General features: G+C 64.3%; 17 protein-coding genes and 2 tRNA genes. 15 read left to right on the forward strand and 4 right to left on the reverse strand.

Annotated features, from left to right (window positions below):
* Positions 1-11: 11 nt before the first annotated feature.
* Both purE and IB225_RS11660 read left to right on the forward strand, forming a co-directional pair.
* Entirely contained in the window at positions 12-521 is a 510-nt protein-coding gene (gene purE, locus IB225_RS11655; RefSeq protein WP_192311405.1) for a 5-(carboxyamino)imidazole ribonucleotide mutase, read from the forward strand.
* Positions 518-1660: a 5-(carboxyamino)imidazole ribonucleotide synthase gene (locus IB225_RS11660; RefSeq protein ID WP_192311406.1), complete on the forward strand. Its 1143-nt coding sequence runs from the start codon at positions 518-520 to the stop codon at positions 1658-1660. Before purE ends, IB225_RS11660 begins: the two co-directional genes overlap by 4 nt.
* 78 nt (positions 1661-1738) lie before the next feature.
* Here IB225_RS11660 and IB225_RS11665 read toward each other — a convergent pair whose 3' ends face one another.
* On the reverse strand, positions 1739-2317 hold the full coding sequence (locus IB225_RS11665; protein WP_192311407.1) for a Fe-Mn family superoxide dismutase: 579 nt from the start codon (positions 2315-2317) through the stop codon (positions 1739-1741).
* A 157-nt stretch (positions 2318-2474) separates the two neighbouring features.
* Here IB225_RS11665 and grxD point away from each other — a divergent pair, with 157 nt between their 5' ends.
* The 5 genes from grxD (at position 2475) to ppnN (ending at position 9178) form a co-directional block, all read left to right on the forward strand.
* Positions 2475-2795 carry a Grx4 family monothiol glutaredoxin gene (gene grxD / locus IB225_RS11670; protein WP_192311408.1) on the forward strand — a complete coding sequence of 107 codons (321 nt, stop codon included), beginning with the start codon at positions 2475-2477 and terminating at the stop codon, positions 2793-2795.
* Positions 2792-3538: an SDR family NAD(P)-dependent oxidoreductase gene (locus IB225_RS11675; protein WP_192311409.1), complete on the forward strand. Its 747-nt coding sequence runs from the start codon at positions 2792-2794 to the stop codon at positions 3536-3538. Before grxD ends, IB225_RS11675 begins: the two co-directional genes overlap by 4 nt.
* A complete protein-coding gene (locus tag IB225_RS11680) occupies positions 3535-4137 on the forward strand; it encodes a YhgN family NAAT transporter (protein WP_192311410.1) in 603 nt (200 codons plus the stop codon). The genes IB225_RS11675 and IB225_RS11680 overlap by 4 nt, the downstream gene beginning before the upstream one ends.
* Before the next feature lie 261 nt (positions 4138-4398).
* Positions 4399-7671 (forward strand): carboxypeptidase regulatory-like domain-containing protein, encoded by a 3273-nt coding sequence (locus IB225_RS11685; protein WP_192311411.1) that lies wholly within the window; start codon positions 4399-4401, stop codon positions 7669-7671.
* A 124-nt stretch (positions 7672-7795) separates the two neighbouring features.
* Positions 7796-9178 carry a nucleotide 5'-monophosphate nucleosidase PpnN gene (gene ppnN, locus IB225_RS11690; protein WP_192311412.1) on the forward strand — a complete coding sequence of 461 codons (1383 nt, stop codon included), beginning with the start codon at positions 7796-7798 and terminating at the stop codon, positions 9176-9178.
* Between the two features lie 7 nt (positions 9179-9185).
* Here the strand turns inward: ppnN and IB225_RS11695 are convergent, their stop codons facing one another.
* A complete protein-coding gene (locus IB225_RS11695) occupies positions 9186-10223 on the reverse strand; it encodes a histidine kinase (RefSeq protein ID WP_192311413.1) in 1038 nt (345 codons plus the stop codon).
* Positions 10224-10380: 157 nt separating this feature from the next.
* Between IB225_RS11695 and IB225_RS11700 the strand changes: the two genes are divergently transcribed.
* From IB225_RS11700 to IB225_RS11725, 6 genes are read left to right on the forward strand one after another with little or no spacing between them, the layout of a single operon-like run.
* Positions 10381-10926, forward strand: a complete 546-nt coding sequence (locus IB225_RS11700) for a GspH/FimT family pseudopilin (protein ID WP_192311414.1) — start codon at positions 10381-10383, stop codon at positions 10924-10926.
* A complete protein-coding gene (gene pilV / locus IB225_RS11705; protein ID WP_225583708.1) occupies positions 10923-11414 on the forward strand; it encodes a type IV pilus modification protein PilV in 492 nt (163 codons plus the stop codon). Before IB225_RS11700 ends, pilV begins: the two co-directional genes overlap by 4 nt.
* A gap of 17 nt (positions 11415-11431) precedes the next feature.
* Positions 11432-12280 carry a prepilin-type N-terminal cleavage/methylation domain-containing protein gene (locus IB225_RS11710; protein ID WP_192311415.1) on the forward strand — a complete coding sequence of 283 codons (849 nt, stop codon included), beginning with the start codon at positions 11432-11434 and terminating at the stop codon, positions 12278-12280.
* 41 nt (positions 12281-12321) lie between these two features.
* A complete protein-coding gene (locus IB225_RS11715) occupies positions 12322-12813 on the forward strand; it encodes a PilX N-terminal domain-containing pilus assembly protein (protein WP_192311416.1) in 492 nt (163 codons plus the stop codon).
* A gap of 24 nt (positions 12814-12837) precedes the next feature.
* On the forward strand, positions 12838-16608 hold the full coding sequence (locus tag IB225_RS11720) for a PilC/PilY family type IV pilus protein (RefSeq protein WP_192311417.1): 3771 nt from the start codon (positions 12838-12840) through the stop codon (positions 16606-16608).
* Complete coding sequence (locus IB225_RS11725) at positions 16608-17027, forward strand: type IV pilin protein (RefSeq protein ID WP_225583711.1); 420 nt, start codon at positions 16608-16610, stop codon at positions 17025-17027. Before IB225_RS11720 ends, IB225_RS11725 begins: the two co-directional genes overlap by 1 nt.
* Positions 17028-17126: 99 nt before the next feature.
* Here IB225_RS11725 and IB225_RS11730 read toward each other — a convergent pair.
* Together IB225_RS11730 and IB225_RS11735 are read right to left on the reverse strand one after the other, a co-directional pair.
* Positions 17127-17203, reverse strand: a tRNA-Asn gene (locus tag IB225_RS11730).
* A 74-nt stretch (positions 17204-17277) separates the two neighbouring features.
* Complete coding sequence (locus IB225_RS11735; RefSeq protein ID WP_192311889.1) at positions 17278-17835, reverse strand: GspH/FimT family pseudopilin; 558 nt, start codon at positions 17833-17835, stop codon at positions 17278-17280.
* Between the two features lie 154 nt (positions 17836-17989).
* On the opposite strand from IB225_RS11735, the gene uvrB reads away from it, so the two are divergent.
* Together uvrB and IB225_RS11745 are read left to right on the forward strand one after the other, a co-directional pair.
* Entirely contained in the window at positions 17990-20008 is a 2019-nt protein-coding gene (gene uvrB / locus IB225_RS11740) for an excinuclease ABC subunit UvrB (protein WP_192311418.1), read from the forward strand.
* A gap of 76 nt (positions 20009-20084) precedes the next feature.
* A tRNA-Val gene (locus IB225_RS11745) sits at positions 20085-20159 on the forward strand.
* Positions 20160-20238 lie beyond the last annotated feature (79 nt).

Here is a 20238-nt window from a genome sequence, read left to right on the forward strand (position 1 = left end):
CGAGGACGGCCATGACCGCCAGCGTTTCCAGCCCCGTCGTGGGCATCGTGATGGGTTCCCGCTCCGACTGGGAGACCATGCAGCATGCCGCGCAGAAACTGGATGCGTTGGGCGTTCCCTACGAAGTGAAAGTCGTCTCCGCGCATCGCACGCCGGACGTGCTGTTCTCGTATGCGGAAGAGGCGGCTACACGCGGTCTGCGCGCGATCATCGCCGGCGCCGGTGGCGCGGCTCATCTGCCCGGCATGCTCGCCGCCAAGACAGCAGTGCCGGTGCTCGGTGTGCCGGTGCAGTCGAAAGCGCTCAACGGCATGGACTCGCTGCTGTCCATCGTGCAGATGCCGGCCGGCATCCCGGTGGCGACCTTCGCCATCGGCAATGCGGGTGCTGCAAACGCCGGCCTGTTCGCGGCGGCACTGCTCGCGCCGGAGCACCCGGCCATCGGCGCTGCGCTCGACGCCTTCCGTACGCGCCAGACCGATGACGTGATGGCGCACGACGATCCCCGCCAGCCGCTATGACCACGGTCGGCATCCTTGGCGGCGGGCAACTGGCCCGCATGCTCGCACTCTCGGGCGCGCCGCTCGGACTGCGCTTCCTGGTGATGGATACCGCGCCGGATGCCTGCGCTGGCCAGTTCGCGCCATTGCTGGTGGGCGACTATCGCGATGAAGCGGCACTCGCCGAGTTTGCGTCCCGCGTCGATGTGGCCACGTTCGATTTCGAGAACGTGCCGGCGGAGAGCGCGGAGTGGCTCGCCGGTCGCGTGCCGGTGTTTCCCAATCCGCGCGCGCTGGCCGTGGCGCAGGATCGCCTGGTCGAGAAGACCCTGTTCCGCGAGCTCGGGATTCCGGTCGGTGCATTCGCCGACGTGGGCAGCCTCGACGCGCTGCGCGCCGAAGTCGAACGACTGGGGGGCGCCTGCATCCTGAAGACGCGCCGCCTGGGTTACGACGGCAAAGGCCAGTTCCGCATCAAGTCGCCGGCCGATGTCGATGCCGCCTGGCAGGCGCTGGGTGCGCAGGCAACTACTGTCGGCCTGATCGTTGAAGCTTTCATTCCGTTCGAGCGTGAACTGTCGGTGGTCGCCGTGCGGGGTCGCGGTGGCGAGTTCCGCACCTGGCCACTGACCGAGAACTGGCATGTCGACGGCGTGCTGTCGGCGAGCCTCGCGCCGGCGCGCGTCGATGCAGCGTTGGCCGAGGCGGCCTGCGCGCATGCGCGCAAGCTGGCCGATGCGCTCGACTATGTGGGCGTGTTCGCGCTGGAGTTGTTCTGCCGCGACGGCGGGCTGCTCGCCAACGAGATGGCCCCCCGCGTGCACAACTCGGGCCACTGGACGATCGAAGGCGCGGAGACCTCGCAGTTCCAGAACCATCTGCGCGCCGTGCTTGGCCTTCCGCTGGGCGATACGGACGTACTGGGGCAGGCCTGCATGCTCAACTGGATCGGCGAGATGCCGGATGCCGGCGCGGTGCTGCAGGAAGCAGGTGGGCACTGGCATGACTACGGCAAGGAGCCCCGCACCGGCCGCAAGGTGGGTCATGCCACGCTTCGTGCAGACAGTGCGTCGCAACTTGCGGAAGCACTGCAACGTGTCGGTCGCGCATTGGGTCGTGAAGCCCAGGTGGCGCCGGTCGTCGCACGCCTGTCAGGTTGATCGGTCAGTCCAGTCAGGCGATCAAAAAGAAAACGGCCGGGAATACCCGGCCGTTTTTCATGATGCGTGCTGCTTCGCTCAGCGCAGATTGCCGGCCACGAAGTCCCAGTTGACCAGCGCCCAGAAGGATTCCACGTACTTCGGACGCGCGTTGCGGTAGTCGATGTAGTAGGCGTGTTCCCACACGTCGATGGTCAGCAGCGGCTTGTCTTCGCCGGTCAGCGGCGTAGCGGCGTTGGAGGTGCTGGCCAGCGCCAACGAGCCGTCCGGACGCTGCACCAGCCAGCCCCAGCCGGAGCCGAAGGTGCCGATGGCCGTCTTCGTGAACTCTTCCTTGAACTTGGCGAAATCGCCGAAGGTCTTGTTGATCAGCTCGGCCAGCTTGCCGGTCGGCTCGCCGCCGCCGTTGGGTTTCAGGCCGTTCCAGTAGAACGTGTGGTTCCAGACCTGCGCGGCGTTGTTGAACATGCCGCCCTGCGACTTGCGCACGATCTCTTCCAGCGACGCTTCGGCGAACTCGGTGCCCTCGATCAGCTTGTTGAGGTTGTCGACGTAGGTCTTGTGGTGCTTGCTGTAGTGGAAGTCGATGGTCTCGCCGGAGATGTGCGGCTCCAGGGCGGTGCGGTCGTAGGGCAGGGGGGGCAGTTCGATGGCCATGGCTTTATTCCTTACGCTAGGCGGGTCAGAGGGACGTGCCCGGCATCGGCGGGCGATGCAAAGGCTTACACTATGCAATCCGCGGGCGTGGCCTGCGGAACGGACCGAAAGTGTACCCGACGGCGGTTGCCAAACCGTCAAGGAAGGAGAAATCAGCATGCCGGTGATGGAACGCATCCAGGCCGAAGTGGATGGCCACCCGATCGTCCTTTTCATGAAGGGCACGCCGCAGTTTCCGATGTGCGGCTTCTCGAGTCGTGCTGTGCAGGCGCTGCGCGAGGCGGGTGCCGAGCATCTCCACGTCATCAACGTGCTGGAAGAGCCCGAGATCCGCGCCAACCTGCCGCGCTTCTCCAATTGGCCGACGTTCCCGCAGCTCTTCATCAATGGCGAACTGATCGGCGGCTGCGACATCACCCTGGAACTGCACGAGTCGGGCGAGCTGCAAAGGATCGTGACCGAGGCGTTCGCGCCGTGAGCCTGATCGGGCTGCCGACACGCGCACCACGCGCGCTGGACCAGCGCGTCGTGCTGGTCAGCGGTGCGCACGGTGGCCTTGGCAGTGCGGCTGCGGTTGCATGCGCGGCAGCGGGTGCGACCGTCGTGCTGCTGGGGCGCAAGGTGCCGAAGTTGAACCGCGTGTATGACGCGGTCGCGCAGGCGGGCGCGGAGCCGCTGCTGTATCCGCTCGATCTGGAGGGCGCGACGCCCGACGATTACGCCGAACTCGCCGACCGCCTGCATGCCGAACTGGGGCGACTCGACGGCTTGCTGCACTGTGCGGCCGAGTTCAAGGGCCTGACACCGCTTGAGCACACCGACCCCGCGGCTTTCGCACGCGTCGTGCACGTCAACCTCACTGCGCCATGGTGGCTGTCGCAGGCGTGCCTGCCGCTGCTCAAGCAGTCCGATGACGCGGCGCTGGTCTTCAGCGTCGACGACCTGGCCCGGGTCGGGCAGGCGTACTGGGGCGCCTATGGTATTGCCCAGCATGGACTGACTTCGCTGGTTGGCATGCTGCACGCCGAACTGGCCGCGAGTTCCGTGCGGGTATCCGCGCTGCAGCCCGGGCCGATGCGCACGGGGCTGCGCTCGCGGGCTTATGCCGACGACACCGATGCGCAGGCGCGCGAGGCCGGCGATTACGCCTCGGCTTGTGTCACCCTGCTGTCATCTGAGGGCGCAACGCACAGGGGGCAGATATGGAAGGTGCGGGCATGACCGTGCTGTCGGCGGCCCTGCTGCTGTTCCTGATCCTGGATCCGCTGGGCAACATCCCGGTGTTCCTCAGCGTGCTCAAGCCGCTGCCGCCCCGCCGGCAGCGCATCGTGGTGGTGCGGGAGCTGCTGATCGCCCTGGCCGTCCTGATGGCGTTCCTGTGGTGCGGCAAGTACGCGCTGGAAATGATGCACCTCCGGCAGGAGTCGGTGGCCATCGCCGGCGGCATCGTGCTGTTCCTGATCGGCGTGCGGATGATCTTCCCGCGCCCGGAAGGGCTGATGGGCGAGGTGCCCGGGGGTGAGCCCTTCATCGTGCCGCTGGCCATCCCGCTGGTCGCGGGCCCCTCCGGCATGGCGGCCGTCATGCTGATGGGCAGCAACGACCCCTCCCGGCTTGGTGACTGGAGCTTGGCCCTGCTGCTGGCCTGGGGCGCGACGGCGGTAATCCTGTTCTCGGCGACCGTCCTGTACAAGTGGCTGGGGCGACGCGTGCTGACCGCCATCGAGCGGCTAATGGGCATGCTTCTGGTCGCCATTTCCGTCCAAATGGTTCTGGACGGCATCGGCACCTACCTCAAGCTGACCCCGCCCAACATCTGAGACACCCCCTCTTGGCAGCTCCTCTGCCTGAGGTCAACGACGTGTGGCCAGACGGCGTCCGGCTGTCATGTTGCACCGCGAAAAATTGTCATGCCGCGGTCACAAAATGGTCCTATCGTGTTAACCTGTTATTAACCTCCGCGGACGCCGCGTGGGCCATGGGAACCCCTAGCACGCCCTTCGAAACGACCGTCCAGGTCGCTTCCGCGCACGTCCTGTCAGCCAGCTTCGCCACATCACTCCCGTACTGAGGTTTATCCAATGAACCAATCCCGTCGTCTTCGCCTGTCCAAGCTCAGCCTTGGCCTCGTCGTCGCGCTTGCCGCCGCTCCCGCCTTCGCGCAGAGCACCTCGGCCGGTGTGGGCGGCCTGGTCACCGACAATGGCGGCCAGCCCGTCGTTGGCGCCGAAGTGACCATCACCCACGTCGAGTCCGGCACGGTCAGCCGCGCCACCACCGACGCCAGTGGTCGTTACAACGCACGCGGCCTGCGCGTCGGCGGTCCCTACCAGGTGACGATCACCAAGTCGGGCTCGGGCACCAAGACCGAAGACAACGTGTTCCTGGGTCTGAACCAGGTGAACACCGTCAATGCCGCCCTGACGGGCGACGTGGCGACGCTGGAAACGGTGACCGCCGTGGGCTTCGCCGGTGGCTCCGAAGTGTTCAGCTCGAGCAAGATGGGCGCGGGCACCAACCTGAACCGCGAACAGATCGAGGCCCTGCCGTCGATCAACCGCAACATCCAGGACTACGTCCGCATGGATCCCCGCATCTCGCAGAGCGACAAGGCGCGCGGCGAGCTGACGGTGGGTGGCCAGAACCCGCGTTACAACGCGATCCGCATCGACGGCGTGAACACCAGCGACACGTTCGGCCTGGAATCGAACAACTTCCCGACGATCCGCCAGCCGGTGTCCATGGACGCCATCGAAGCGATCAACGTCGACATCTCCAACTACGACACCACCATCACCGGCGCGACCGGCGCGGTGATCGACGCGGTGACCAAGTCGGGTACCAACGAGTTCCACGGCTCGGTCTACGGCGTGTACCGCGACAAGGACATGGTGGGTGACAACCCCACCAATGACGCTCCGTTCACCGGTTTCAACGACGAGCGCACCTACGGCATGACCTTCGGCGGCCCGATCGTCAAGGACAAGCTGTTCTTCTTCGTCAACTACGAGAAGTTCGAACGCGACCGCGCGGCGGCCTCGTTCGGCCCCGTCGGCTCCGGCGCGACCAACACCGTCAACATCACGCAGGAGCAGATCGCGGAAGCGCAGGAAATCGCGCGCACCCGTTACGGTGTGGATATCGGCGGCTTCAATGCGCCCAGCAGCATCAAGCAGGAGGTCGAGGAGTACGCCGCCAAGATCGACTGGAACATCAGCGACAACCACCGCCTGTCGGCGCGTTACTCCAAGCTGGAGCAGATCGAGCCGAACCTCGCCGGTTCGAGCAGCTCTTCGCTCGGCCTGGACAGCCGTTGGTACGACATCACCAAGAACGTCGAGACTTCGGTCGTACAGCTGTTCAGCGACTGGTCCGACAACTTCTCCACCGAGTTCAAGGTCGGCCGCCGCACCTATGACTCGCTGAGCAGCGTCAATTCGCGCCTGCCGCAGATCAGCATCGGCTTCGGCACCGCCAACGATCCTGATCAGGCGGCTTCGCCGTACCTGAACTTCGGTGCTGACGAGTTCCGCCACGGCAACCAGATCAACACCACGACCGACACCGCGTTCGGTGCCGCGACCTGGTATGTGGGCGACCACACGCTGAAGTTCGGCTTCGATCTGGAAGAGAACGACGTCTACAACCTGTATGCCCAGAACATCTGGGGCTCCTACACGTTTGCCAGCCTGGAGCACTTCCGCAACGGTGAGTACGGCGAGTACCGCCTGAATGCGCCGGTGCCGGGCAACGACCTGAACTCGGTGGCGATGCGCTACAAGCACCGCAACACCGGTCTGTTCGTGCAGGACAGCTGGGCGGTCAACTACAACCTGACCCTGCTGTTCGGCCTGCGCGCCGACCTGCCGAGCATGGACGACGTGCCGGTGCACAACCTGCTGGTGCAGGAAGTTTATGGCCTGGACAACCGCAACAAGCTGGATGACGTGCTGATCCAGCCGCGCTTCGGCTTCAACTACACCTTTGACAGCGACCGTCCCACCCAGCTGCGCGGTGGCGTGGGCCTGTTCCAGGGTGCGGCCGCCAACGTGTGGGTCGGCAACTCCTACCAGAACTCGGGCTTCGGCCTGATCGGTTACAACGCGTTCCCCAACGGCATCGCCGGCCTGACCGAGGCGCAGCGCGAGGCGATCTGGGCGAGCCTGCCGGTCAATCTTGATCCGGACAATCCGACCCGTCCGTCGCCGGCATCCGGCTACCAGATGATGGTCAACCTGATGGAAGACGGCATCGAGCAGCCGTCGGTCTGGAAGGCCAACCTGGCGTTCGACACCGAACTGCCGTGGCACGGCCTGGTGGCATCGGCCGAACTGCTCTACACCAAGGTCAATAATGCGATCTACTTCGAGCGCCTGGACCTCGGCGCGCCGACGTACACCGCTGGCGTGGACGGCCGCAATCTGTACTGGCGCAACCTGTACGGTACCGCCAGCGGCACGCGTGCCAACGGCAACACGGGTATCGGCGCCATTGCCGACACCATCCCGGGTTACGAGAACGTCACCGGTTGGCACAACGACGGCGTGATCCTGATGAAGAACACCGACAAGGGTCGCAGCGGCCAGCTGACGGTCAGCCTGAGCAAGCCGCTGGAAGACACCTGGGGCTGGTCGGTCGGCTACACCTACACCGACGCGACGGAAGTGAATCCGCTGACGTCCTCGCGTGCCATCTCGAACTGGTCCAACATCGGCGTGTTCGATCCCAACTCCGATGAAGCCGCCACCTCGAACTACGAGATCAAGGACCGCATCATCGCCTCGCTGCAGTTCCGCAAGGCGTTCTTCGGCGACTACAACACCACGGTCTCGGCCTTCTATGAAGGTCGTTCGGGCACGCCGCACTCGTGGCGCTACCTCAACGACATGAATGGCGACGGTTACACCAACGACCTGCTGTACGTGCCGAACGGCCCGGGCGACGTGCTGTTCAGCGGCGGCGCGACGATGGAAACCGCGTTCTTCGACTGGCTGGAGCGCAACCCGGACCTGGCCCGCTACCGTGGCCAGGTGGCCGAGCGCAACGGCAGCCGCAATCCGTGGGTCAACAACATCGACATCCGCATCAGCCAGGAGCTGCCCGGCTTCTTCAAGGGCCACAAGTCCGAGATCTGGCTGGACATCATGAATGTCGGCAACCTGATCAATAAGGATTGGGGCCACATCGAGTACCAGTCGCCGTACAGCGACATGCGTGCCGTCCGCTTCATCGGCCTGGACCAGGCCACCGGCAAGTATGTGTACAACTTCGATGAGAACGCCGTGTACAAGCGTTTCCTGACCGATGTCGAGTCGCGCTGGTCGCTGCAGCTGGGTTATCGCTACAAGTTCTGATAGCGCGCAACCGCAGTACCGAAAACGGCCGGGGCAACCCGGCCGTTTTCTTTTGGGCGGACTCCTCTTGCTTGCGCGACTGCGCTACAGTCCCGCCTCTGACGAACGAAGACAGGAAAATCCCATGAATCAGACGGCATCGAGGGCGTTGCCGGTGCAGGACGCGAGGATCTACCCGCGCGGCGGCCTGGACGTACTTTCCCGCGCCGAAGTGGCGCGCCTGCGCGATGCTTCCAGTGGTGGCATGCATGAGCTGCTGCGGCGTTGCGCGCTGGCCGTGCTGACCAGCGGCAGTGCGTCCGACGATCCGCGCGCGGCGCGCGATCTCTATCCGGATTTCGACATCCAAGTGCTGCAGCAGGACCGCGGCGTGCGCATCGACCTGATCAATGCGCCGGCCATGGCGTTCGTGGATGGTGAGATCATCCGCGGCGTGGCCGAACTACTGTTCGCCGTCGTGCGCGACCTGGCCTACACGGCCATCGAGCTGGGTCCGGAGTACGCCGCTGATCTGGAATCCTCCGCCGGCATCACCAATGCGGTGTTCGGTCTGTTGCGCAACGCGCGCATCCTGAAACCCAACGATCCGAACCTGGTGGTGTGCTGGGGTGGTCACTCGATCTCGCGCGACGAGTATCTCTACACCAAGCAGGTAGGCTATGAGCTGGGCCTGCGTGGCCTGGACATCTGCACTGGCTGCGGTCCGGGTGCGATGAAGGGGCCGATGAAAGGCGCGACGATCGCGCACGCGAAGCAGCGCCGCGCGAAGACGCGCTACATCGGCGTGACCGAGCCGGGCATCATCGCGGCCGAGTCGCCGAATCCGATCGTCAATCACCTGGTGATCATGCCGGACATCGAGAAGCGCCTTGAAGCGTTCGTCCGCATCGGCCACGGAATCATCGTGTTCCCCGGTGGCGTGGGCACGGCGGAGGAGATCCTCTACCTGCTCGGCATCCTGCTGCACCCCGAGAATGCGGACCTGCCGTTCCCGCTGATCCTGACCGGGCCCACCATTGCCGCGCCGTACTTCGAGCAGATCGACCGCTTCATCCGGCTGACGCTGGGCGAGGCCGCGGCCGAGCGCTACGAGATCATCATCGGCGATCCTGTTGCGGTGGCGAAGAGGATGGTGGCCGGCATCCGCAAGGTGCGCGAGTACCGCATCGAGCACAAGGATTCGTTCTTCTTCAACTGGGCCATCCAGATCCCAGAGGACTACCAGCAGCCGTTCGTCCCGTCGCACGAAGCGATGGCGGCACTGCAGTTGCATCCCGGCCGTGCAGTGCACGACCTCGCGGCCGATCTGCGCCGCGCGTTCTCGGGCATCGTAGCGGGCAATGTCAAGGAAGACGGCATGCGCCGGATCGAGGAGTCCGGCCCGTTCGAGATCCACGGCGATGCGCCGATGATGCAGGCGCTGGACGCCTTGCTGCGTGCCTTCGTCGAACAGCGGCGCATGAAGATCGCAGGCGAGTACAAGCCCTGCTACCGCGTGGTGACCTGACCCTGGACTATCGCGGGGCGTCGAGCGGCAGTCGGACGACGGCGGAGTAGAGGCCGTCTGCGATCCGTGTGTCCACGCGTCCACGGCCCTGGGTCGCGGCGTGGATGCGCGCGCGCACCGAACTGAGACCGACCTGGTGGCCGGCGGCCGCACGCGCGGATGCCGGTGGAAGGGTATTGGAGACGGACACCTGCACGTACCCGTCCGATACTTCGACCCGGATGCTGACTTCGCCCCCCGAGGTGGAAGGCTCGATGCCGTGGCGGATCGCGTTCTCGGCCAGTGGCTGGATCGACAGCGTGGGCACCTGCAGGGCGGGGAGCGCTGCGGGAACATCCCAGTCGAGCCGCAGGCGATCGCCCAAGCGAAGCTGCTCGATCTCCAGGTACCGGCGCGCCAGCGAAAGATCCTCTTCAAGGCGGAGCGAGTCGCGTTGCGACAGCGCCGCGCGGAACAGGTCCGACAGGTCGAGGAGCAGCCGCTCCGCCAAGTCTGGCTTAGCATGCAGCAGTGAAATGCCGGTGTTGAGCGTGTTGAACAGGAAGTGGGGCTGGATGCGGGCTTGAAGTGCCTGGAGTTTGGCCTGTTCCGCGCTGACGGCCAGCTGCTTCGCATTCCACTGCGCCTGGAAGGCGGCCAGCCCCAGGAGGCCCATGATGAGCGCGATCGCGGTCATGCGCAGCGCGAAGCCCGTCCACGCGTCAGGCGGGATGAGGGCGAAGTCGCGCAGGGTCAGCCATGCCAGGCCCACGACCATCCACGTACTGAGCAGCAGCGCGCCCAGCCCGATCTGGGCGACGAGGGGAGGGCTGAGGGAGCCGAGTCGCCGGCGCAGGAGATACAGCAGGCACAGTGCGGTCAGCGAGATCCACTGGATGGCCAGCGAGGCAACGCCGAAGTAGGTCAATCGGTCTCCGTCCGTCCCGGGCGCCAGGGCCAGCACGGCCGCCACGGCTTCACCTGCCAGCAGGACCCAGACGAGGGTCCGGGGTTGCCAGAGCGTATCCAGGGGGCGGAGCGATGCGGGGGGCGTGATCGGCGGCATGTTAAGGATCGGCGGTTCAGGGCATCATGCCCGCTTGGACCGGGGGCTGACAGGCGCCATCGTGCCATTCAGGGTCCTCATTACGCCGTTCATTCTGCAACCGGTGGCGCCGCCGCCGGTACCGGCCTACGTTGTCACCGTGCAAAAGGGGAGTGGTATGTCCGTTTTCCGTCCTGGCCATCAATCGGCCGTCCATCGCATCAGGCGTGCGCGCGGGTTCACCCTGATCGAGCTGATGGTGACCATCGCGGTGATCGCCCTGCTGGCAGCCGTGGCGGCGCCGGCGATGGTGACCCTGATGAACTCCAACCGCCTGAGCAGTTCGGCGGGTGAGCTGACTGCCGCCCTCCAGCTTGCGCGGGCGGAAGCCGTCCGCCGCAGTGCCACGGTGACCGTCTGTGGAAGTGCGGATGGCATCGCCTGCACCAACGGCGCGGACTGGGCCAACTGGATTGTGCTGGGAACCAACAACATGACCGCGGCTACCGATGTGGTACGCAGTGGTGTGATGCCCGGGAACCTGCAGATCAACGGCCCGGCAGGGGGCGTTGTCTTCAGTTCTGCGGGTCTCATTCCGGCCCAGGCAAACCTGACAGTGTGCATACCGACCGATCAGCCCGCGGAAAACCAGCGGGTCCTGACCGTCATGCTGAGCGGCGCCGTGCTGACCGCGAGGAACAATGGTGGAGGAGCGTGTCCATGAGTGGTGGTGATCTTCTGCCGATGCCCCGTGGCCGGCGTTTTTCCGGGCCGTCCCGTGCGCATGTGCGCGGTGTCAGCCTGATCGAGGTGCTGGTCTCCGTCGTGGTGCTCAGCATCGGCCTTCTGGGCGTGGCGGCCATGCAGTCCATCGCGCTTCGTGGCGGGCAGAGCTCACTCGAGAGCAGCCAGGCCATCATCCAGACGTCATCGATCCTGGAGGCGATGCGTGCCAACCGCCTCAATGCCGGGGCCTACAACACCGCCGACATGATATGCGCCACACCGGCGGCGGGTGGCACGCTGGCCCAGGACGACGTCAGCAACTGGATCGCTTCGCTGAAACAGACGATCGGTTCCGGGGATGCCGATGTGACGACCTGCGGACAGATCACCGGCTGCCCGTTGAACTGCGTGATCACGGTGGAGTGGGATGACCGCCGTGCGGGCGGTGGACAGAACCGGCAGATCGCGACGAGGACGAGGATATGAAGGTACGTCGCAAAGAGATGCAGGCGTTGGGGCCGCGCCGGTTGTCGGGGTTCAGCCTGATCGAACTGATGGTGGCACTGGTGCTGGGGCTGCTCGTGGCGGGCGCTGCACTGGCGATCCTGCAGTCCAACCAGTCGACCTACCGGTCCAACGAGGGACTTAACCGCGTCCAGGAAAACGCGCGCATCGCCTTCGAGCTGATGTCGCGTGATATCCGTGCGGCCGGGGGCACGGCGTGCTCGAATTTTTCCGTCGTCGAGGGGGGCAGTACTGAAGCGAACACCTTCCGTACCGCTCCGGTCACCGGTAGCGCGACGCAACTGCAGGTGATTTCCGGCGACGACACGGCCTATCGCGTCGTGTCCTCGACCAGCAGTTCCGTCACGCTGGACCCGGATGAACTCGAGACCGTCGAGGATGCATTCGATGTGGGTGACGTTCTGCTGCTGTGCAACGCACGCAAGACGCATCTGGTGCGTGCGGACAGCGTGGGTGGCATGACGGTCGGCTTTGCCGCGCTGCCTGAAAACTACAATCCCACTGAAGACGAGTTCGCGCCGCCGGCGGCCGTCGTGCTGTCCCGTCTGCGTGACGTGCAATGGTTCGTCGCAGCCAACGGCCGCGGAGGCAGCTCGCTGTTCGTGAGCCGTTCCGGTGGTCCGCGCGAAGAGGTCGCAGAAGGTATCCAGAATCTTGCGTTCGAGTACCTGGAAACGGGTGCCGCTGCGTACAGCGCGACACCGGGTAACTGGGTCAACGTGGTCGCCGTGCGTGTCACCATGACGCTGACCGGTCAGGACATCGATGGTGAGGCGTTCACTCGTCAGGCATCGAATGTCATCAGCATGAGAGGGCGCACCCTATGAAGGCCGTGACACGAGTGCCTGCGGCGCGCGACCAGCAGGGTGTGGCCCTGATCGTCGTGCTGATCCTGCTGATCGTGATGTCGATCCTCGGCATCGTGATCATGCGCAGTTCCGCCATGCAGGAGCGCATGAGCGCCAACCTGCGCGACCGCAGCATTGCATTCCAGGCAGCAGAAGGCGCATTGCGCTTTGCGCAGGACCAGGTGTTGGGTGGGGGCAACTGGGATACGCAGATTCCGACGGCCACCAACTGCGGAAATCTGGGGATCTGTCCTACCGGGTCTGATCCGGTATGGCGTGCGATGCCCGCTGGGAGCTACGACGAACTGCTGCTGCCTGATGCGCCGCCGCAGTACTGGATCGAGTATCTCGGCGTGGGTCCCGGTTACAAGGGCGCGTGCGACACCCTGCCGCCGTCCGTGGATTGCCAGAGCCCCATGTACCGCGTCACCGCACGCAGCCGCGCAGAAGGCCGTGCCGATGTCATCGTTCAAGCCAATATCGTCAGCCGCATCCCGGAACCGGGGACCTGAGTCATGAAGAACACGGATAGCTCCATGCCACGCAACCGCCGCACTGGCACCACCCACCGTCAATGGTGGGCCGGCCCCTTGGCCATGCTGGCGACGCTGTTGTCGTTGCCGGCCAGCGCCAACTTCGACATCCCGAACGATCCGCTCACCACGGGTGCGCGCGTTCCGCCGAACATCCTGTTCATCCTCGACGACTCGGGTTCGATGGGCTGGAAGTACATGTACAACCCGGATGTCACCAGCGTCACGGGGGGCGGCATCAACAGTGGTCGCACGGGCAACAACACCAGCAGCGACAGCACCGTTGATACGGGCGACACGGGCATCAATGGCCTGTACGACCAGAGCTATGCGACCAATACGCTCTACTACAACCCTAATACGACCTACACGCCCTGGCTGGATTCGACGGGTGCTCAGGTGCCGGGTGGCACGTCGTACACATCGGCCTACAGCAGCGCCAACTATGTGACCCATGTATCGTCGGGGACAACCAGCGGCACGACCAATCTGTCGACGGCTACGCGGACATTTTATGTCCCCAAATCGGCCACCTCTGCCAGGACAGACGCTACGCAGTATTACCGGTACCAGATTCTTACCAACCAGCGCATCGTGCGCAGTGAGCGGCTGCAGCCTACGTTCTCGCCTGTAAACAATGGCGCGACCATCGCAACAGGGTTGTCCGCCACCACGGGCAATCACGCTGGCACGTATACCGTAACGGTACCGTCTGGCGCCACGAACCTGCGATTCACCATTGCCGGCCCTAACTGCACGGGCCAGTGCGCCAACGTTTACGCCCGCCGCGACAACAACCCGACCACGACCAACAACAATTGTGCTTCGGCGGGTACAGGCAACAACGAATCCTGCGTCGCCAGCGGTGCCAATAACGCCACCTGGAATGTACGCGTCTATGCTGGCAGCACCTTCAGCAACGTCACCCTCTCTTACAGTTACACCACGCAGGAGTTGGACAATACGGGCCAGGCGAGTGTGGGATGCGATACAACCACCAGCGGCTGGGGCTGGCGCAACTGCACGTACGCGACGCCCACGACGGCAGCGTTTCCCTCGGGACGGAGCGAGGCCGCCGAGCTGACGAACTTCGCCACTTGGTACTCCTTCTATCGCACGCGCACCAAGGCGGCCAAAGCCGGTGCAAGTATCGCTTTCAATGAGCTGGATGCGCAGGTCCGCGTCGGTTTCCGCACCATCCATAGTCGTGAGGGTGGCTCGGGTGTCAACAACCCGACCCATACCAATCCCATCCCGGTGAACTACAACCAGGGTCTGTTCGACAATCCGAATGGCGCATCTGGCAGCAACAACAATCGCCAGCGCTGGTACAACCGACTGTTCTTGGCCACCGCGAGCGACGGTACGCCGCTACGCAGCGCGTTGAACAACGCGGGCGTGTACTTCTCGGACCGGAGGGCCGGCGGAGCATATGGACCGGAGTCGACGGTCGATCAGCTCGCGTGCCGTCAGAACTTCTCGATCCTGACGACCGACGGCTATTGGAATGGCGACGGAAGCCTGAGCTCGGGCGGTGATCAGGACGGAACCGACGGCGACGTGATCACCAGCCCTACCAGCGAGACCTATCAGTACAAGGCGGCTTTGCCCTACCGGGACGGTGCTTCGCTGTCCCGCACCAACACGCTGGCCGACATCGCGATGCGTTATTGGAAGAATGATCTCGTCGCCGACATGCCCAACATCGTGCCGACGACGACGGCCAATCCCGCCTTCTGGCAGCACATGGTCACCTTTGGTATCTCCATTGGCCTGAAAGGCACCCTCGACCAGTCCTCTGTACAGGAAGTCGTCGCGGCGGGCGGACCTCGGATGGGCGGCGCGGCCGTCAATTGGCCGGCACCCTCGGCGGACAGTGTCAACAACATCGACGACCTGCTGCATGCCGCCGTGAACGGCCGCGGTACGTTCCTGTCGGCCGGAAATCCCGAGGAGTTTGCGGACGGGCTGAAAGCCGCGCTGGCGGCGATCGTGGAGCGGACGGGCTCGTTCTCCAACGTTGCGGCGAACTCGACGGCCCTTGATGCCGGCGCACGCGTGTTCCAGGCGAACTATGTGTCCGGCGTGTGGGTCGGCGAGATGCGCTCGCAGCCGGTGAGCCTGGCAAGTGGCGTGGAGCCCGTCGACTGCACACTGGCTACGCAGCCGTCCAATGGCTGGTGTGCATCGAAGGGCATCCCGACGACGGGCCGAAAAGTGTTCACCTCCAACGGACACAACAACGGTCTCATCGTGACCAACGGTACCAGTGGGCTGGAGTTCCCGACGCATGCGACGGCGGCGCAACTCACCAGCTTGCAGCGCACCGCGCCGCTGTGGCAGTACCCGGTCAGTGGTGCCGATAATGCGGCCTATATCGCGGGTAACCGCACACTGGAGCTGAACCAGACGGGCGAACTGCGTAATCGCAATCACCTCCTGGGCGACATCGTAGGCTCGTCCCCTGCCTACGTGAAGGACACGAATACGCTGTACGTGGGTGCCAACGACGGCATGCTGCATGCGATCAGCGCCGCCAATGGCAGTGAACAGTTCGCCTACATCCCCGGCATCATCAACTGGAACAACCTGGGTACGCTGAGCCGTCAGGATTACGGTCACCGTTACTTCGTCGATGGCCCGATCGTTGTCACTTCGAGGCAACAGACGCCGGGCAAGAACCTCCTGGTCGGTGCGCTGGGCAAGGGGGGCAAGGGCCTGTTCTCACTCGACGTGAGCAATCCCGCAGGTTTCGGTACAGGCAGTTTCAAGTGGGAGCGAGCCGATACGCCGGGTCTCAACATGGGTCTGATCCAGGGACGCCCGATCCTTGGCAAGAAGGGCAGCACCAATGTGGTGGTACTGGGCAATGGCGTGAACAGCACCAGCAACAAGGCGGTGCTGATCGTGCTGGATCTCGAGACCGGCAGCGTCATCAGGGAGATCGACACGGGCGTCGGCAATGCCTTGTTGCCGAACGGGCTGTCCGCGCCGACGGCGGTGCTGGGAGCGGACGGCAGGACGATTGCGTATGTCTATGCCGGTGACATGCAAGGCAATGTATGGAAGTTCGACCTGACCAGCACGGCGTCTGCCGGATGGTCGGTGACGAAGGTGTTCGAGGCAGGCCTCACGCGTCCGATCAGTGGCGGCATCGCAGTGGCGATCGATCCGAAGACCAACAAACGCTGGCTCTTCTTCGGCACTGGCCGCTACCTGACGGCGGGTGACGTCGCCAGCACCGCCACTCAAGGCATCTACGGTGTCATGGATGGTACGACCACGTTGACCGCGTCGGACCTGACGCAGCGTACGATCTCCGTCACCTCTAGCAATGGCAATCTCCGGGGCTTCCAGGCAAAGACGGCGCTGCCGGCCACCTCGAAGGGCTGGTACATCAATCTGCCCGAGGCCGGTGAGCGCGTCGTACAGGATGCGCAGGTGGTATCGACGTTCATGATCACCGCCAGCATGATCCCGGAAGGCGATGCCTGCGAGTCCAGCGGCAAGGGCTATGTCAACGCCCTGGATGCCTTCACGGGCACCAGTGCAGGTGCTTCGTATTTCGATCTCAACGGCGGTGGAACGTCCAACGACGTTGTGGGCGGCGTGCCCGTGGGCTCGGTCAACCTGGGCGTCGGCATGCCCACGCTTCCCAACCTGATGCGCGGCATGCTGGTGGTGGGTGGGTCGGCGGGTTCCGATCTTGGCGCACCGCCGACGCTTGCTCCTCGTTGGGATCGGGCATCATGGCGCGAGATCAGGAGAGACTGATGGACATGAACACAAGCCGATACCAAAGCCAGGCAGGTCATCGCGCGCAGCGAGGCTTTTCATTGATCGAGATGATGGTCGTCGTGGCGATCATCGCGATCGTTGCGTCGATTGCGCTGCCCAGTTACAACGAACATATGCGTAAGAGTCGGCGGGCTGCGGGTACCGCCTGCCTGGTGCAAGCCGCCCAGCAGATGGAGCGTTTCTATACCACCAACCTGACCTACGAAGATGCTCCGGACGCCTTCACCTGTGATGGCGATACCGATGAGTTCTATGCGGTGACGGGCAACGTGGAGGATGCGCGCAGCTACACTCTTTCTGCCACCCCTCAAGGAAAGCAGGATGGTGATTCGTGCGGCATCCTGACGCTCGATCAGCAGGGGACGCGAAGTCCTGATACCGCGGGCTGCTGGTAACACGGGAGCGGTACGCGACTTGGCCGGTGATGACAATCACATCACCGGTGGGTTGCAACAAAAAAGCCGCATCCTTGGATGCGGCTTTTTTGTTGAATCTGGCGCCCGAAGTTGGACTCGAACCAACGACCCCCTGATTAACAGTCAAGTGCTCTAACCGGCTGAGCTATTCGGGCAGGGCGCGTATTGTAGCCAGCCGATGCCGTGGGGACAAGCCTCCTCGTACACGCCTCAAGAAGCCTGAGGTTGCTCAGCACGGCGTGCTGAGGTTGCCCCGGACGGTGCGGGCGCGGCCGGTGTTGTTCAGCACCACGCTCCCTGCGATACGGCCATCGTGGCAGATCCGGATGGTCAGGTTGGTGCCGTAACTCATTCCTGACGACTGGTAACGGACCTGCTTGCGGCCTTGGGTGGAAAAGATGCGGATGTGGGGGTCGCTGGGCACCGTATCGTTGCGGTAGATGTCGATGTCCTCATCCGGCTGGCGGTTTCCATCCGGGTCGCGGAACGAAAGCCAATGCCCGCCCCAATCGGCGTCCTTGCGGCATTGGCCGGCGCCATCGCTGGGACAGACCACGACCGGCACGCCTTGGGCGATCGCGGTCATGCGTGCCGAGGCGAAGTGGGACACCAGCAGGGTCATGGTGGCATTGGCCTGCTGCCGTGCACGGAAGTCGCGCAGCGAAGGCAGGGCGATGGCGGCCATCAGACTCAGCACCGCCAACGTCACCGATAGTTCGACGAGGGTGAAGCCCTCGACGCGGACTACATGTTCCCCTGCTCGGGGAGACGAGGGCATCCTTGCCATCGCGCGCTCCTTGATCTGAACCGGACGCCACCAGAGTCCGCAGCTGCATCCAGCGCGGCCATCAGGTCAGTGCCTGTCCTCATGTAGGAATTTGCCGGTCCGGCGCTCACGTTCACGGGGATATACTGGAATGTCGATAGCCGATCCCCCTCCGATGACTGACCGTTTCCAGCTCGTCTCCCCTTATTCGCCTGCCGGCGACCAACCGCAGGCGATCAAGAAGCTCACCGAGAACTTCGAGGCAGGCCTGGCGAAGCAGACGCTGCTCGGCGTGACGGGCTCGGGCAAGACGTACACCATCGCCAACGTGGTACAGCAGGTACAGAAGCCGACGCTGATCATGGCGCCCAACAAGACGCTGGCGGCGCAGCTGTATGGCGAATTCAAGGCGTTCTTCCCGCACAACGCGGTCGAGTACTTCGTCAGCTATTACGACTATTACCAGCCCGAAGCCTACGTTCCCTCGAGCGATACGTTCATCGAGAAGGACAGCTCGATCAACGAGCACATCGAGCAGATGCGGTTGGCGGCGACCAAGACGCTGCTATCGCGCCCCGACGCATTGGTGGTGGCCACCGTGTCCGCCATCTACGGCCTGGGCGCGCCCGAAGACTACCTGTCATTGCGCCTTATCCTGTCGCTGGGCGAGCGCATCGACCAGCGCGAACTGATCCGCCACCTGACCCAGTTGCAGTACACCCGCAACGAGTACGAACTGCAGCGCGGCACGTTCCGGGTACGCGGCGAGATCATCGACGTGCACCCGGCGGAAAGCGACGCTGAAGCCGTTCGCATCGAACTGTTCGATGGCGAGGTGGAAGGGCTCAGCCTGTTCGATCCGCTTACCGGCGAATCGTTGCGCAAACTGCAGCGTTACACCGTGTATCCCAAGACCCACTACGCGACCACGCGCGAGCGCGTGCTGGCCGCGATCGACACCATCAAGGTCGAACTGAAGGATCGGCTGGAGCAGCTCTACGCGCAGAACAAGCTGGTGGAAGCGCAGCGGCTTGCGCAGCGCACCCAGTTCGACGTCGAGATGATGGCCGAGGTCGGTTTCTGCTCCGGCATCGAGAACTACTCCCGCCACCTGACCGGCAAGGCGCCCGGCGAGCCGCCGCCGACGCTGTTCGATTACCTGCCGGCCGACGCATTGCTGGTGATCGACGAATCGCACGTGACGATTCCGCAGATCGGCGCCATGTACAAGGGCGACCGCTCGCGCAAGGAGACGCTGGTGGAGTTCGGCTTCCGGCTGCCGTCGGCGCTGGACAACCGGCCGTTGCGCTTCGAAGAGTGGGAGGCGCGCTCACCGCGCAGTATCTACGTCTCGGCAACGCCGGGCCCGTACGAGTTGCGCGAATCCGCCGGCGAAATCGTCGAGCTCGTGGTGCGCCCCACCGGCCTGATCGACCCCGAGGTGGAGATTCGCCCGGTCGGCACCCAGGTGGACGACCTGTTGTCGCAGATCAATGAACGGGTGGCCTGGGGTGATCGCGTACTGGTCACCACGCTGACCAAGCGCATGGCCGAGAACCTGACTGAGTACCTGGGCGAGCACGGCATCAAGGTGCGCTACCTGCATTCGGACGTGGACACAGTCGAGCGCGTGGAGATCATCCGCGACCTGCGGCTGGGCAAATTCGACGTTCTGGTCGGCATCAACCTGCTGCGCGAAGGCCTGGACATGCCGGAGGTGTCGCTGGTGGCAATCCTCGACGCCGACAAGGAGGGCTTCCTGCGCTCCACCGGTTCGCTGATCCAGACCATCGGCCGCGCCGCGCGCAACCTGCGTGGCAAGGCGATCCTGTATGCCGACAAGATCACCCGTTCCATGCAGGCGGCGATGGACGAGACCGCCCGTCGCCGCGAAAAGCAGGTGGAGTACAACCTGGAACATGGCATCACGCCCAAGTCCGTGGCCCGGCCCATCGTGGATATCCTGGAGGGTGCCCGCAGCGAAGCTTCGGAAGGCAAGGCTGGGCGCGGCAAGGCGCGCCGCGTGGCCGAAGAGCCTGCCGAGTATGGCGTGATGGATCCGGCCCAGGCGGTCACCCGCATCAAGGCGCTGGAGCAGCAGATGTACCAGCACGCGCGCGACCTGGAGTTCGAGGATGCTGCCCGGCTGCGTGACCAGATCCAGCGGCTGAAGGAGGCCAGCCTGGGCGGTTGATGGACCGGATCGCTTACCCCGGTTGTCGGCGGCCCCGCTTCCGGGATAGAATTCGCGCCCCTGCAAAGGGCAGACCGGGCGGTTAGCTCAGCGGTAGAGCACTACCTTGACATGGTAGGGGTCACAGGTTCGAACCCTGTACCGCCCACCACGCTTCCACGGCGTGGATTCCGGACTTCTGGGGCCAGCCCGATGCGCCATCTTCATCACGAGGTGGCCCGCGGCAACGC

This window comes from Pseudoxanthomonas sp. PXM02 (assembly GCF_014851805.1).
Lineage (GTDB): Bacteria > Pseudomonadota > Gammaproteobacteria > Xanthomonadales > Xanthomonadaceae > Pseudoxanthomonas_A.